Origin of the sequence: Thermoactinomyces intermedius (assembly GCF_013912365.1) — a bacterium.
Classification (GTDB): domain Bacteria; phylum Bacillota; class Bacilli; order Thermoactinomycetales; family Thermoactinomycetaceae; genus Thermoactinomyces; species Thermoactinomyces intermedius.
This window is the reverse complement of the sequence record NZ_JACETT010000011.1, coordinates 1-14,746: the sequence shown is the minus strand read 5'-3', so window position 1 is coordinate 14,746 and position 14,746 is coordinate 1. Positions and strand designations below refer to the sequence as shown.

18 protein-coding genes are annotated in these 14,746 nt (G+C 44.9%); 7 read left to right on the top strand and 11 right to left on the bottom strand.

Annotated features, from left to right (window positions below):
- The first annotated feature begins 41 nt into the window (after positions 1 to 41).
- Positions 42 to 377: a DUF6932 family protein gene (locus H1R82_RS03345; protein ID WP_374189105.1), complete on the top strand. Its 336-nt coding sequence runs from the start codon at positions 42 to 44 to the stop codon at positions 375 to 377.
- Between the two features lie 339 nt (positions 378 to 716).
- On the opposite strand, the gene H1R82_RS03340 is transcribed toward H1R82_RS03345, so the two are convergent.
- Positions 717 to 1,100 carry a type II toxin-antitoxin system PemK/MazF family toxin gene (locus H1R82_RS03340; protein ID WP_181732164.1) on the bottom strand — a complete coding sequence of 128 codons (384 nt, stop codon included), beginning with the start codon at positions 1,098 to 1,100 and terminating at the stop codon, positions 717 to 719.
- Here H1R82_RS03340 and H1R82_RS03335 point away from each other — a divergent pair.
- Entirely contained in the window at positions 1,087 to 1,341 is a 255-nt protein-coding gene (locus H1R82_RS03335; protein ID WP_309544782.1) for a GNAT family N-acetyltransferase, read from the top strand. The genes H1R82_RS03340 and H1R82_RS03335 overlap by 14 nt on opposite strands.
- 164 nt (positions 1,342 to 1,505) lie before the next feature.
- On the top strand, positions 1,506 to 1,766 hold the full coding sequence (locus tag H1R82_RS03330; RefSeq protein ID WP_181732162.1) for a hypothetical protein: 261 nt from the start codon (positions 1,506 to 1,508) through the stop codon (positions 1,764 to 1,766).
- 498 nt (positions 1,767 to 2,264) lie between these two features.
- On the opposite strand, the gene H1R82_RS03325 is transcribed toward H1R82_RS03330, so the two are convergent.
- Together H1R82_RS03325 and H1R82_RS03320 are read right to left on the bottom strand one after the other, a co-directional pair.
- On the bottom strand, positions 2,265 to 2,585 hold the full coding sequence (locus H1R82_RS03325; protein WP_198053724.1) for a transcriptional regulator: 321 nt from the start codon (positions 2,583 to 2,585) through the stop codon (positions 2,265 to 2,267).
- Between the two features lie 325 nt (positions 2,586 to 2,910).
- Positions 2,911 to 4,407, bottom strand: coding sequence for a carboxylesterase/lipase family protein (locus H1R82_RS03320; RefSeq protein ID WP_181732161.1), 1,497 nt, complete (start codon positions 4,405 to 4,407; stop codon positions 2,911 to 2,913).
- Between the two features lie 398 nt (positions 4,408 to 4,805).
- Between H1R82_RS03320 and H1R82_RS03315 the strand changes: the two genes are divergently transcribed.
- Positions 4,806 to 5,033 (top strand): hypothetical protein, encoded by a 228-nt coding sequence (locus H1R82_RS03315; protein ID WP_037995961.1) that lies wholly within the window; start codon positions 4,806 to 4,808, stop codon positions 5,031 to 5,033.
- A 50-nt stretch (positions 5,034 to 5,083) separates the two neighbouring features.
- Here H1R82_RS03315 and H1R82_RS03310 read toward each other — a convergent pair whose 3' ends face one another.
- The 6 genes from H1R82_RS03310 to H1R82_RS03285 form a co-directional block, all read right to left on the bottom strand.
- Positions 5,084 to 5,749, bottom strand: a complete 666-nt coding sequence (locus H1R82_RS03310; protein WP_181732160.1) for a hypothetical protein — start codon at positions 5,747 to 5,749, stop codon at positions 5,084 to 5,086.
- Positions 5,724 to 6,623: an ATP-binding cassette domain-containing protein gene (locus tag H1R82_RS03305; protein ID WP_062843024.1), complete on the bottom strand. Its 900-nt coding sequence runs from the start codon at positions 6,621 to 6,623 to the stop codon at positions 5,724 to 5,726. The genes H1R82_RS03310 and H1R82_RS03305 overlap by 26 nt, the downstream gene beginning before the upstream one ends.
- A complete protein-coding gene (locus H1R82_RS03300) occupies positions 6,613 to 6,996 on the bottom strand; it encodes a GntR family transcriptional regulator (protein ID WP_062843023.1) in 384 nt (127 codons plus the stop codon). Before H1R82_RS03300 ends, H1R82_RS03305 begins: the two co-directional genes overlap by 11 nt.
- 229 nt (positions 6,997 to 7,225) lie before the next feature.
- Positions 7,226 to 7,849 carry an ABC transporter permease gene (locus H1R82_RS03295; protein ID WP_181732159.1) on the bottom strand — a complete coding sequence of 208 codons (624 nt, stop codon included), beginning with the start codon at positions 7,847 to 7,849 and terminating at the stop codon, positions 7,226 to 7,228.
- A gap of 127 nt (positions 7,850 to 7,976) precedes the next feature.
- The gene (locus tag H1R82_RS03290; protein ID WP_181732158.1) at positions 7,977 to 8,726 is read right to left on the bottom strand and encodes an ABC transporter permease; all 750 of its coding nucleotides are present in this window, start codon (positions 8,724 to 8,726) and stop codon (positions 7,977 to 7,979) included.
- Between the two features lie 2 nt (positions 8,727 to 8,728).
- Positions 8,729 to 9,631: an ABC transporter ATP-binding protein gene (locus tag H1R82_RS03285; protein WP_181732157.1), complete on the bottom strand. Its 903-nt coding sequence runs from the start codon at positions 9,629 to 9,631 to the stop codon at positions 8,729 to 8,731.
- A gap of 228 nt (positions 9,632 to 9,859) precedes the next feature.
- Between H1R82_RS03285 and H1R82_RS03280 the strand changes: the two genes are divergently transcribed.
- Positions 9,860 to 10,075, top strand: a complete 216-nt coding sequence (locus H1R82_RS03280) for a DUF4083 family protein (RefSeq protein ID WP_181732156.1) — start codon at positions 9,860 to 9,862, stop codon at positions 10,073 to 10,075.
- 27 nt (positions 10,076 to 10,102) lie between these two features.
- On the opposite strand, the gene H1R82_RS03275 is transcribed toward H1R82_RS03280, so the two are convergent.
- Complete coding sequence (locus tag H1R82_RS03275; protein ID WP_181732155.1) at positions 10,103 to 10,555, bottom strand: hypothetical protein; 453 nt, start codon at positions 10,553 to 10,555, stop codon at positions 10,103 to 10,105.
- Between the two features lie 505 nt (positions 10,556 to 11,060).
- Here H1R82_RS03275 and erm point away from each other — a divergent pair.
- Positions 11,061 to 11,864: a 23S ribosomal RNA methyltransferase Erm gene (gene erm / locus H1R82_RS03270; protein ID WP_181732154.1), complete on the top strand. Its 804-nt coding sequence runs from the start codon at positions 11,061 to 11,063 to the stop codon at positions 11,862 to 11,864.
- Positions 11,865 to 11,941: 77 nt separating this feature from the next.
- On the top strand, positions 11,942 to 12,565 hold the full coding sequence (locus H1R82_RS03265) for a LysE family translocator (protein ID WP_181732153.1): 624 nt from the start codon (positions 11,942 to 11,944) through the stop codon (positions 12,563 to 12,565).
- Positions 12,566 to 13,405: 840 nt separating this feature from the next.
- Here the strand turns inward: H1R82_RS03265 and H1R82_RS03260 are convergent.
- Positions 13,406 to 14,746: asparagine synthetase B family protein (locus H1R82_RS03260; protein ID WP_181821590.1), on the bottom strand; the 1,341-nt coding region annotated here is incomplete at its 5' end.

Genomic DNA, 14,746 nt, shown 5'->3' with positions numbered 1-14,746 from the left:
TTAGGTTTCACGCGAAAAGTGTATATTAGAGGAAAGGAGAAATTGGCCTGGTCACATTTAATGAATATGGCTATCTACCCCCGGGAGATAACGAGATGACTTTTTCTCAATTAAAGGAATCGGTTCTGGTGAAAGGGGACGAGTCCACCTATTCGTGGAATGAACCCTGGAGGCGGCATTTAGTTGATAATCTTGAATTCTTGGTTAAGCAGTTGTGGGATGCAGGCATTGAAGAAGTGTACATTGGCGGGTCGTTTTGTACTGATGCACCGCAACCGGGGGATCTGGATGCCTATTTTGTTTTGGATATCGGGGATGTGAATGATCGGGATATAGCGATTGATTGCATTTTTGATGGCCAATACAAAGCCTCTTGAAAAAAGGCAGGGCGGTTATTAAAAGTCCCCGGGCACTTTTGATAATGGATCTGCATGTATTTTTGCATGCATTTAAAACGAATCAAAAAGACCGCCCAATATGGACGGTCTTTTGACCCTCAAAATGGGTCAGTTTCGCTTTGGACCCGAAGGTCATATTATTCGCTTTGGATCGCATAAAACGATCATAATTATTGTTACCCTAATTGTAATATAATATGCCAAGCAAGTAAAGAAGATGGTATTTATCCTTTCTTACCGGCAAATCGACTGCAAAATCTTCTTTGAATGACATCATAAATCTTCTTAAGCTGTCCATCTGTTAATCGGTAAATAAATTCATCCTTTTTTCCTAGGGTAATAAATCCTCATTTTACTAATAGATCGAAGATGACTAATTTTAGCTTTTGTTCCTAAAAGCTCGGTGTTACCTCTGTGTTGGTTCAGCTCGGGAATAACCCCGAGATCCACCTCTGAAGAATGAACTTTTCTTGGTGATTTATAAGATGAAAGAGGTATGACCATTATGGTTCCATCAGATCTTGCATTGTCTTCAACAACTACAGCATAATGCCTCCCACCAAGTTCAGCTCCAACATTAAATCCAAAATCGACATCAATGATATCCCCAGGTTCGTACTTTTTTAATCGCTTCGGATCGAATTTGAGTTCAAATTGAAGATAACCACTGAAATCATATAACCGTTTTGTGCTCACGGCCATCAGGGAGATCCAAGGGAAAAAAGTCGCTTGGAACGGAGGGACAGCCGTGCTCCCCGAATGGAGGCGAAAAGGGGTCGGGAGCCGGATGATGGAAGCATTGGTGGAGCTGTATCAACGGGAACATGTGCAGCTGGCGACACTGGAAGCGGTCGCCGAAAACAAACCGGCCATCCGGTTATATCAGCAACACGGGTATGACATCGCTGATTCCTTGTTCATTTACCAGACAGAAAACTTCTGAACAACAAGAGGCTTCCGGATACAACATCCGTAGCGCCCATCCGGCAACCCGTTGCCGCTTTTTCTTTTTATCCCGATCCGGCTCCGTGGCAAACCCATTGGTTTCAAGGGGATGAAGCATGGATCATTTCTGATTCTTCCGGAAAAGAAGCCGGGTATGCGTTGGTGAGGCGAAAAACCGATGAACAAGGACAATTGCAAGAGCTGACTTTGTTGCAATTGGAGACAGCCCCGGGACATCCAGAAGCGGCAGAACTGACCCGGCAGTTGTTGCGACATGTGATGACTTCCGTGGAAGCATCCCGATACCAGTTTTTATACTGCCCCGCAAAGAAGAAAATGTTGACGGGTCTGCTGGAGGAGGAGGAAGGATTTCACATGTTTTTAAATAACGTCCATATGGTGAAGAAAATAGCAACGGATTGATGTCTCATTAACAAGTTAACTTGGCGAGACAACCGTCTGGCTCTCAGACGGATAAAGAAACCTGCGAAAAATATCCGATCGCCAAACCCCTTGATTTACAAGGGGTTTCAGTGTTTCATCATTATATAGTTACAAAAGAATTGTTTTGTAACCCTGTAGAGGGCATAAATAGAGTGGATCAAGAGGGAGGAGAAGGAAACCCGCGGCTGTTTCGCGCCACAAATATTCTTGTTAATCAGAACAAACAAAATAATCAAGAGATAAGCAGCCGGATGGAGAAAAATACATTCCAATAAATGGAATATGGATTTCCGATCCGGGAAAAACAGCCTTCTGATTTTCGATTTAAGGGCGGTTTATTTCTTTTTGAGAGGAACAGGTCGAAAAAGGGGGTGAAAAGCTGTAAGAGGCCTTGGAATCGCTCTCTTTGTGTTGGGATTTTAAGGAAGAAAAAACCCTCTGAAAAACAGAGGGGAAGAGGTTGAGAGAATCCGCTTCCTAACTATTATTCCATTTTTTGGTAACCTCGCGGATGCGATCCAGTTGTTCCCAATAATTGTGAAGCGCAGCCCGGCCTTCATGTGTGATTCGTATGGTGGTATGCGGGATTTTTTTGCGTACGAATTGTTTCTGGATTTGGATATATTCCGCCTTTTCTAATTTGGATAAATGGGAAGAAAGGTTTCCTTTCGTCAAGCCTGTCAATTCTTGCAAAAACAAAAATTCAGCCATCGTGCAGGCGTCCAGCGCGCTCATAATGGCAAGTCGGGCCGGTTCGTGAATCAATTTATTCAGTTTTGCCATTTCCTTAAAGGGCATCAATGGAACCACACTCCATATGTATGATTAACTAGTTTGCATTATAAACTACAAACCATGATTTGAAAAGAAAGACCCTGTGATGGTGATGCCACCGGCGTCTCTGTTTTTCAAGGGACATAACACTCCATGTATTTCTTTCTCAAGATCCCCTGATTATTACGTCATGATATTTCCTTTTGATCATTTCAGTAATCCGGTACCAAAACAAGCTTTGTAAACCCGTTCATTATAAGCAAACACTCCCCATTCCGATAAAAGCACCATTGTTTAATTCCAAATCCGAATACATACGTGAAATGCAAAAAAGGCTTGAGCAAATCACTCAAGCCTTTGATTCCCACAGTTCCTGCTCGCGGTCAAACAGATGCTTTTCCGCTCTGGTTTCGGTGTCAAAGACCATGGCCGGCCGGTCTTTTTGTGCAAAGGGCAACCACGCATCGGGGAGATGGTCGCCGTTCGGATCCCCTGTCCGGGCAAAGGCAATCCATGCTTCATGCATTTGCCGGGAAATTAGCTCCCGCTTCGGATGTGTGCCGGTGAACACATCGACCCCCGGTTGATGCAGGTTGTGAAAGACAAAGGGGATTTCCAGTGCGTGACATGCTTTCAACCGACCGTCAAAGAGCGGGGTTTCGTAATCAAACCGGTAAACCCAAACCTTCCCGCCTTGCTTGATTTGGGCGTCAGCCGTTTTTAACATGCCCCGGGTAAAGATGTGGTAGGTCATGGCGCGCAACAGCTTTTGCCATACCGGTTGCGATGGATCCCCGGAAGATAAGTAATATGGAAAAACTTTTTCCGGAACCGGCCCGATTTCCTGTTCGATCCGGTCCATCAGTTCTTCTTTTCCTGCTGTTGTCCAAGAAGGATCGGTCAGTGTAAATAAATTGTATTCATCTTTGGTAACCCCGATGATGATCGGGATGTCGCCGGCTGCTCCGTTATCCAACGCTTTAATCGGATGGGTTTTCAAAACGGTTCCGTCCACAACAGGACCAAAAATCATTCCCGGATGCACGGATTGTGCGGCTTCAAGAAGTTCACCGGCCGGGATGGATAACAACCGGTCGCGGTCTCCTTTGCGAATGCCGGCTTTCGTAAGAATGCGATCGGCGATGTCCAAAGCGGTCTGAGGGGAACGGAGCAAAATAGCACCCGAACCGCTTTGCAAGATTGCCCGTTGAAACAGCCCTTTGGTTTCCGGGAGGGAAAGCAGAACCCCGACACTTCCGGCTCCGGCCGATTCGCCAAAGATGGTGATTTGTTCCGGGTCGCCGCCAAAAGCGGAAATGTTTTCTTTCACCCAACGCAGCGCAGCCACTTGATCCAAAATTCCCAGGTTGCCCGATGCTGCAAATTCGTCACCGAACCAATCCTCCAAGTGCAAAAATCCAAACACGTTCAACCGGTAATTGATCGTGACAACCACCACATCTCCGTTTTTGGCAAACTCCGCCCCGTCATACCAGGGGGAAGAGCCGGACCCGAACTGATAGGCGCCGCCATGGATCCAGAAGAGAACGGGCCGCTTTTTTCCGTCGGCCGCAGGCGACCAGATATTCAGATAAAGCCCGTCTTCACTCACCGAGTGATCCGCTTCCCCAAGCACGGTGCTGAAGGTGGTGCCGGACGGCTGCATCACCATGGAACGGAATCGGGTGGCATCCCAAACACCATCCCATTTCTCCAGCGGTTCCGGCTTTTGAAAGCGGCGTTTTCCCACCGGGGGTTTCGCATAAGGAACCCCTTTCCAAAAACAAACCTCTCCGTCTGTCCCGCCTTGCACTTTTCCCAAACGGGTTTCCACCAAAGTATTCATTTGAATCACTCTTTTTAATTTATTTTAATTTTCATTTAAATCGTAAATGATTAAGGAGTGGTTGTCAAATTCAAGTGTTTTGAGGCTCCCTTGATGCGACCTGTTGCACCGGATCCCAGATATCCATGAAGCGATCACAAGATCCAGCCGGACCATTCTGCCTGTGAACCGGCGGTTGAAGATTTAAAACACACAGGAAAGATCCAGCATGAGTGTGTTTTATCATCCGTATGGCGACACGTATAAGATGTTGAACCAGTTGTCCGTTTGAATCTGTTCCTCTTTATTTTTCGTGCTGAATTTTGTTTGGGATGTTGTCATTCACACCTTATTGACACTGAGGGACAAGCCCGTTAACCTGAACGATATTCCAACAAAAAAAGGAGGAAGAGGGATTAGTGAAAGGGAAGGATGTCATCGGCTTTCTCATTCCTTTTGCCATCGTACTCATCATTGTGCGGGCCGCGAACTTTTTTGGTTTTTGGAAGGTTGTGTCCATCATCTTAGGAGCCATTATTCTCGTATCAGGAGCCATCTTTCTGTTGTTCCTGATCCTTAAATTGCTGGTCTGGATTCAAAAAAAACGCTTGGCAAAGCAAAGAAGGGATGAATCCCAGACGTCATGAAAAGGCAAAGAGACTCAGGCAACATGCGGACCTGAGTCTCCCGGATCCATTTACAACTTCACGGCGATGTTCTTTGTTAACTGGCGCAATAAGGTGAAAAAGAGGACAATGACCACCACAGAACTCAATACATTCAGCCCAAGCGAATATTTTTCGCTCCATTCCAGTGCTGAAACAGAAAGAAGGAAAAAGGCAACAAATCCGATTCCGGTGATCCAGTGGAACCGGTAAAAACCGACTGCGATCAGGTAGCCTGCCAAGTAATAGAAAAAGATATTAAGCAGATATTGAATCACCAGCCACCCGTTTCCGTTCAAAAACTCGTCAGACAGCAAATGAGACAGCTGGAACATCTCCAAAATCCCGTATTCCAAATAAGTGAGAATCACGGCGAAGAAAGCGATCGTAGCTGTCAGCCCGAGCGCGGCAATCATCGAACCGGCCCAAAAATCTCTCCGGGTGACTCCCTGTCCGACATAATAAGACAGGAATCCGTTGACGGAAATAATTGCGATTATGGTCATATAAACCTTTGCCGATGGAAAAAGATGCACCAAAATCCCTTTCACCGCGGTATTATCACCGATTGTAAAATAACTGGAATAAAGATGTACGATGTGGATAACCAACGCAAAAACCAGATACCAAACCGTCCATTTCATTTGTTCCAAGTACATGTCTTTGGCCACTTTAGGAAATACGGCTGTTGGTTTCATATGCATCCTCCTTGCCTGTTAAATGAATAAACAGATCTTGCAGGGAGCAGGTCCCGGTTTCCAATCCTTGTTTTTCGGCTTCCAACCGGAGAGCTTCATGGAAATCCCCGAACACAATCACCGATTTTGTATTTCCGAGCTGCTCTTCATTCAAAATCTTCCGGCCTTTGGTAAATTCATCAACCGTCTTGGCATCCCCCGTGACAGTGAGCCCCTTGGAAATCAAGGTTTCATAGTCCTCGTGCAGCAACAGTTTGCCCCGATCGAGAATCAACACTTCTTCAAACAAATAATCCATTTCAGACACCAAATGGGTGGATAAAATCATGATCCGGGGATGTTTGGCTTGGTCTTTCAACAATTCTTTATAAAACAATTCCCGGGTCGGAGCATCCATGCCCAGATAAGCCTCGTCGAAAATGGTGATGGGCGCCCGGCTGGCCAGTCCGATGGTCACATTCATCGCTGATTTCATCCCTCTTGAAAGTTTCCTGACTTCTTTGTTTAAAGGAAGTTGGAATTTTTCAACCAGCCGGAGTGCATAATCCATATCAAAGAACGGGCGGAACTTGGCTGCATTCTGAATGAAGGTGGAAACTTTTTTCCGCTCTTCCTTGTAATCTTTTTCGTAAACCAACGCAACATGAGGCATGATCTTCGGGTTTTCAAACGGCGGTTCCCCACCAATCCGGATCGATCCTTCCGTCGGAAGACGAAAAGACGACAAGAGAGAAAGGAGGGAGGTTTTTCCGGCTCCGTTCCGGCCGAGCAAACCATAAATCTTTCCGCTTTCCAATCGGAAGGAAACATTTTTGAGCGCCTCAAAGTCTTTGTATCTCAACGATACATTGTCAAATTCCACTTTATAATTCATTCTTCATCCCTTTCCTTTCTTTTTTGATCAGTGCAAACACTTCACTTTCCGTGATCCCCAGTTTGTGGGCTTCTTGCACCAAAGGGACGACAAATTCATCCACAAAAGCCTTTTTTCGTTTTTGGATCAGTTTTTCTCTGGCCCCCTTGGCCACAAACATGCCGATGCCCCTTTTTTTATAAAGAATTCCTTCCTCAACCAGTTGATTGACGCCTTTGGAGACCGTGGCGTGATTGATCTTATAAAAGTTGACCAGTTGCGTGGTGGAAGGAGCTTGTTCGTCTTCCTTCAGCTGTTCGTTGACAATCATGTCCTCGATTTTTTCCCGGATTTGCAGGAAGATCGGTTTGCGGCTGTCCAGCTTCCGGCTCAATTCATATCACCACCTTTACTCCCATACTAACCTCGTTAAACGGTTATATACTTGTGTGTATAAGTGTAACAGTAATTAAGAGTCAGGTCAACAGGTTTTGTGGCTGATTTTGGATGAGGATCGAAAAAAGCCTGATGGAAAAAGGGGGAACCGGTACAAGAAAACGTTCCAAAAACCAAGAAATAAACCCATAAACCAAAAAATGGCCCATGGGTTTTAAAACCGGTTTTTAATGATTGGATTTTTGTTTGATAAAGAGTGAGATTCCGCCAATCAAAAACAGAATCAGCCACATGAGAACAATGATCAATACTTGAATGTGAAAAGAACGGAGCAATATTTGGTTCGTTCCGACCGCCGGGAGAGCCCAAGGGTAAACATACCCCAACCAAGTGTATTTTTTTGAACCGATGATCAAAAAAACCGGAAGGATGAGTAAAATATTGAGAATGACTGATTGTACATAGTTGCTCCAATATGCGCATACTGCCAAATGAAATGCGGCCAACGGCAAAATCCCTATCCATCCGAGAACCAGGCATTGAATCAGCAAGGCCCATGGAAACGGATGATTCAACCGGGCGAATTCCCCGATGACAGCAAACTCCGACAAGGCAATTACCTGAGCCAATCCCAATAAGAGGACAAGCCACAGATACTTGGATAAATACAGTTGTTTCCAAGAAACAGGACAAGTTAAAGCTCTAATCCAATTATGTCCTTCATGCTCCACCTTACACAGATTGGCTGCCAATAATACGGAAAGGATTGGAAAGAAGATGGTTGGATAAAAGTAGTTCGCCATTCCCCAAGCCATCAGCCAATCATTGGTCTTCGGATACAAACCGGGCATAAATGAAGATCCCATAGGCAATCGGAACCAATGGAAGAACCAGAATCAACCGCCAAATATTTGTTTTCCGGATTTTCATCCATTCGGCCATGAACAAATTCCCCAATCATATCTCCCTTTCAGTCGATTAATCAAATTCTTTTCGGTAAAACACAGTAATTCCGATCACCAGCCAGATGGCGCCAAACAAAACAGATAACAAGAGGATTTCCCAGTTAAGCAATGCACTCGTTTCCCCGGGGAACAATGCCTGAACCGACAAAGGCGGAGAGGGGAGGAACGTAGACCAAAATCCCCACGGTGTCCACCAACCCCATCCTTTAAAAACAGGGGCAAGAATAATTGAGGCGATTCCAAATGAAATCGGCACTGATTGGTTCTTGCTGGCCATGGATACGCATAATTGAAAAGCCACAAAGGGGATGGCCAGAAGAAAAGGGGCATACACATAAGAAAACAATTGGCCGATGGTGACAAGGTGTTCAACATCATGCAATTCAGCCATGATGTATATGCCAAAAACAAACAAAAGCCCCATAACCAAGGTGGTGGCGAATCCCCAGAAGAATTTGGCAACATAGATTTTCCATTTCGCCAAAGGCATGGCAAAAAGAAACTTCCACATATTCGAAAACTGTTCCATGTTGACGATGTAGGCAATGAAGACAGGAACAGTGAAAGCGATGATTTGACATAAGTATCGGCTGGTAAGTGACAAGATCAATCCCCAACCCTGTTCTGGAGAGTGGCCTTTTTGCAAATAGTACCCAAGGGCAAGTGTGAGGAGAAAACAGGTCACAACAGGAACAAAAATGAAAAGCCAAATGACCCAACTACGGCGGATTTTAATCCATTCGTTGATAACAGATGAATTCATGATCAATGATCTCCATTCTCCAAAATCTGAAAAAACATTTGTTCCAGCGAGTTTTCTTCTTCTTGGAAGTGATAAATGATAAAGTGATGGTCGATGAGTAATCTTTGTAATGAATTAATTTTTTCCGTCGGCAGGGAGTCGATATAAATAAACTCTTGATCCCGCGAAATGGAATAGTGATGTTGCTTCAACAATTTCTCAGCTTCGTCCAACCGGTCTGTCTTCAATTTAAACTGTTTTTGGTTTTGTTTTTTCAAGTCCGCAAGTGATCCCTGAAACAAAAGCCGGCCTTGATGAATAATACCAACATGGGAAGCCATTTGTTCCACTTCACTCAACAAATGGCTGGACACGAATACGGTCACATTAAACATCTGCGGAAGTTGTTTGATCAATTCCCGGATTTCTTGTATTCCGGATGGATCCAGACCGTTTGTCGGTTCATCCAGAATGAGAAAGTCCGGTTTGTTCAGAAGAGCCATGGCGATTCCCAACCGTTGTTTCATACCGAGCGAATAATCTTTGGCTTTTTTATGTTTTGCATCTTCCAAATGAACCATTTTCAGCACTTCATCAATCCGTGACGGAGGAACTTTAAGCATCCGGCGGGCGATATCCAAATTTTCGTAACCATTTAAATGTCCATAGTAGCCGGGGGTTTCCACCAAACAGCCTACCCGGCTCAGTATGGAAATGCGATGTTTGTGAAATTCTTTCCCGAAAATCCGGACCGTCCCCTCCGTCGGGCGGGTAAGTCCCAAAATCATGCGAATGGTTGTTGTTTTCCCGGCGCCATTCGGGCCCAAAAAACCGTAAATTTGTCCTTTTTCAATTTGTATGTTTAACCGGTTTACAACCATTTGGCCGCGATAAGCTTTCGAAAGATTTTCGGTTTGTAAGACCATGTCTTTCCACGGGCTCCTTCCTTGAGACGGCAGAGTTATAAAATTCAAAATATTGATCGCTTGTCAGATGAAATTTCATTTTTTCACTTAATGTATTTTGAACGAAATCCCTTTGATAAAGATTTCATCATTCACAGCCCTTCTGACGATCGGCAGAGAAGAATTACCCCTTTTTGATGATTTACAAACATAAAGGATTAAAAAATATTCGTAAATGTAATAATTTTTATGTTATTCTTTAATTTGATTTACAATTTGGTGCTCATCGTCCTGGTCATCTTATTTTTCGTATCGTTTGCAAAGTTTGTTTACACCATCATGAGCAGCTTGAAACTAATGGTGATGATGACTCACCAGATCAATCAGAAATTGGATCAAATCCTCCGGCATTTGGGGAAAACGGTGGAGGATGCAAAGGAGCAACCGGAAGAAAATCGCCCTTAGACAAACTGTCCAAGGGCGATTTCAGTTTTAATGATAGCGATACCAAACTTTCCATCCCTCATTCGTTTTGGCCACGAAAACTTGTCCTTGCGACAAGCTGGCGCTGGGGAGGAATTCCGGGAAGAACAGTTCCACCAGCAGGGATTTTCCGGCAACTTCTTTTCCGCACTGTTGTTCAGCGATGCCGGAGTAGGGGGAAGATTCGGGATCCTTGAGGGAAAGGATCCGTTTGACCTCGTAATTTTGGTAACGGGAATCGTCGCCATAGGTTTCTTGAATCAATTGCGGGAGGACATCACGGATTTCTTTTTCCGCGTTTTCATCCGGTTGGATCAAATTCTCCGCATTCGGGCACTGCTCCGAGTTTGCAGGCTGATCTGCCGCTGCTAACGGAAGGGGAGAAAAACCGGTTGTTCCGGCAATGGTCAGGACCAGCAAAAAACAGAACAAACTCTTTCCAATGACAAAAAACGGTTTCATTTTTTCACATCCTTTTCTGTTTCATTTGAGGAAAAAAATTCCCTGATTCAATTTTATAATATCCATTCCACAAATCCATCTCATTTTTCACACCAATGGACGGGATCAACTGAAAAAATTTCAGGCATCAGGAAGGTGGGAATTAACTTTTAAGGTTGATGAAAACAAGCATCCATGTTAGACTTTACCGTGTTATTCAATCAAGAACGAAGGAGGATTTACCTGAAATGTATTTCTGCAGACTCCGATTTCAAGCTTTGAACAACTGATTTTAAAAATTCAAAGCCCTGCCATGTGCAGAGTGAATCGGGATCAGTCTGCCCTTTTTCAGGTAAAACCTGTGTATATGAATAGATTGAAAAGGGAGGGGATTCCCCTCCTTTTTTGATTTCATTGCCGACATCCCGCCGGGCCGGTACAGGCTTGGTGTGTTTTCGTGCGCCTGAAAAACAGGCTCATCTCCGCATTCGCTTTGCACCGGGCAGAATGCGGAAGGTGAGAAAATATGAGTAAAAAGAAGTTAAGAAAAAATTTTCCGGGACAACATTTAATGAAAAGCAAACGGTTGGCAGCGGGCATTGTGGAGATGTCCGGAGTCGGCCCGGAGGATCAGGTGGTGGAAATCGGTGCAGGCAAAGGAGCTTTGACCGTTCATCTGGCGCAAAAAGCCAAAAAGGTCATCGCCATTGAAAACGACCTTTCTTTTGCAAAGATTTTGCGGGAAGAAATGAAACCACACAGGAATGTCAGGGTGATTGAAAAGGATTTTTTGAAAGTGAACTTGCCTAAAAAACCGTATTCGGTGGTATCCAATATCCCTTATTCCATCACCACCCCGATAATGAAAAGATTGATGGACCGGCCTGAAAGTCCGTTTCAAAACGGTTTGCTGGTGATGGAAAAAGGGGCGGCCAAACGCTTTACAAGACATCCTTCCACGAACCCGCGCATTCTGGCTTGGCGGATGTATTTTGATTTAACGATGGGAAGGACCATCGCCCGGTATCATTTTGCACCGCCTCCGAAGGTGGATTCGGCCGTTTTGTTTATCAAGAGAAAAGCCCCTCCCTTGATTTCCGTCCGGTTTCGCATTTTGTTTTTTAAACTGGCGTCTTATGCCCTGAAGCATCCGGAGTTGCCGGTCGTTGAAGTTTTCAGAGGGATTTTCACGACACCGCAAATCACGCATCTTGTGAAAACGTTGAAGAAGAGCAGGAATACGCCGGTCGGACGGTTAAGCGACGCAGAGTGGGCCGTGGTTTTTTACACCATGGTCCGGCATGTCCCGCCGTACCGCTGGCCAAAATAAAAAATCCCCCTGAAAAACAGGGGGATTTTTTAATATAATGAAAAACGATTTTTCATGGAAAGGGAGTACACCTGCTCATGGACATGACCAATGTTTTTTATTTTCTGCTGGCTTCTGTTGCACTCACTCTCATGCCGGGACCGGATATTCTCTTTGTGGCAACGCAAAGCATGGTGCAAGGAAAAAAAGGGGGGATCATGACGGCGCTCGGCTTGTGCACCGGTTTGTTGGGGCATACGGCCGCCGTGGCCGTTGGAATTTCGGCTGTCATTTATCATTCGGCGCTGGCGTTTCAAATCCTCAAGTATTTCGGCGCGGCTTATCTGCTTTTTTTGGCATGGCAAGCGTTGAAAAGCTCCGGCACCGGACCCGTGAAGCAAAAAACCTTGAAACAAAACGCTTTTGCCTTGTATAAACGGGGAATCTGGATGAATTTGCTCAATCCCAAAGTATCCATATTCTTTTTGGCTTTTTTGCCGCAATTTGTTTCCCCTCACGCAGGATCCATCACTCTTCAATTCATCGGGCTCGGAATGTTGTTTATCTTTCAGGCATTAACTATCTTCAGCCTGGTCTCGGTGGGAGCCGCTGCGTTGGGGGAAAAATTTTTGCAACCCTTCATCCGTTCCCGGGGCGTTCATTGGATCGAAGCCGCCATTTATACAATTTTAGGCCTTCGCCTGGTGTTTATGGAAAAGTGATCAGCCGGGACAAATGTAAAAAAACCTCTCCGGTAATGGAGAGGTTTTTTTATCAGAGATTATCTCTTGCCTTTAAAAAGTTATATTTTGAAGGTTTACAGGCTTTTTATCTTTTTGCTAAATTGAAAATAATTGATATTCCTGATGCTCATACAAGGATTTTTCGAGCGCTTGGATATGTCCAAAACCCCCAGGGTTGCTCGCAAAAGCTGAAACCCGTATGAAATAAAGGGAAAAGTCACTTCGCTTCGAGCTGATCCAAAAAAATAACCTGAAACTTTCTTTTAAAAAAGAAAGTATTCGAAAAACAGTGTTGAACCTCAAGCGTGTCAAGTATTTCAGACACATGCCGTCAGAATGATTACACCTCAACAAGAGGATTGAAACTTAGCTACTGTTCTTGCTATCTGCAGAGCAAATGTCGGTCAATGCGATTACACTTCTTCTGGAGAATTGAAACAAAAAAGCCCTCTCCTTTAATGGAGAGGGCTTTTAATTATTGTCCTGGGCTTGATTTGACATCATATATTGGCTGCGTTTTTGAAAAAACACGTGGCTAAATTCTTCTAATTGTTCATTTTAGAGTGATTTTGCCTGAAGGGCCGCTGAACCCATTAGCCCATCAATGCTGTGATCTGCCTTAACAAAGAAGGAAACCGGACTCCTTTCCAAGTATACGAAGGAACAGACAGGCACATGGGTGATTGGATACCCTGATCCAACGAATCCGCGAGGCGGAGGAAGAGAATCGAAGCCCCTACCAGGCATGAGATGTTGGAGTTTTGTTGCCGGAAAGCCAAAAGGCTGAGTGCCTTGCGGACACTCAGCCTTTTCATGAGACTACAGTTTCAGGGAGATATTGTAGTCTTTCATCCATTTGTTGACTTGGAGGATATATTCCATCATTTTTCCGACTTCAAACGGAGATTTTTCAAAGAGATTGTCGGAAATGTGACGGATTTTTTGTTTGTCCAAAAGCAGTGCAACCGGCGCTTGCGGATCTTCGATCAATTCATTCAACATCTTGCGGATGTTTTGATAGTAAACCGGATCCGTTGTGGACGGATATGCACTTTTCTTGCGGGTGCGCACTTCTTCCGGCAGATAACCTTTGAATGTACGGCGCAACAGGCTTTTTTCGACTTTGTCGACGGTTTTCATCGAATAAGGAATATTGAATAAGTATTGAACCAATCGGTAATCGCTGAACGGAACACGCGCTTCAAAACTGTTATGCATGCTGATGCGATCTTTCCGTTCCAACATAAACGGCAGGAAGCGGGTGATGAAAAGGTAGGACATTTCCCGTTGTTTTTCTTCGATTCCCGTTTCCCCGTCCAATTTCGGAACCTCACTGACCGCTTCCTGGTATCTGCGGTTTCTGTGCTCTTCCGGCTGGAGTGTTTTGATCGCCTCTTCATTCAAAACATCTTTGAAGTAGCGAATTTGTGCGCTCCACGGGAACGTTCCGGAGAACAAAAATTCATCCTGATGGAACCAAGGATATCCGCTGAAAACTTCATCTGCAGATTCTCCGGAGAGCGTGGCTGCCGCATTTTTCTTCATTTCACTGAACAACAGATGCAACGATGCTTCCATTTCACCCAGTGCCGGCAAGTCGTGTGCCTCCACAGGGAGGAATACATGTTCCGTCAACTGATCATGGTTAATGATGACAGTATGGTGATCGGTATTTGCATATTCCGCAACGATTTTAACATACGGCTCATCCCGGCTGACATGCAACAAGTCGGCTTTGAAATGTTTGTCGCTTCCGGCAAAGTCAAGGGAATAGGTACCGAGTTGTTTTCCTTCTTCCGCCAAATACCGGGCAGCCATGGAAGTAAGACCACTGGAATCCAACCCGCCCGATAACATGGAGACGATCGGGGCATCGGCGATCAATTGGCGTTTCACAGTGTCTTTCAGGATTTCCCGGATTTTTTCAACAGTGGTATCCACATCGTCTTCATGCGGTGTGCTTTCCAATTTCCAATATTGATGATGATCGGCTTTTTCTTTTGTGAAAACAATGTAATGACCCTGTTTGACTTCCTGAATTCCGCGGAACACACCAAAACCGGGGGTGCGGATGGGTCCCATTCCGAAAAGTTCGCTGAAGCCTTCGACATCCACTTCCGGTTTGACTTCCGGATGGGCCAGGATGGCTTTCAATTCGGA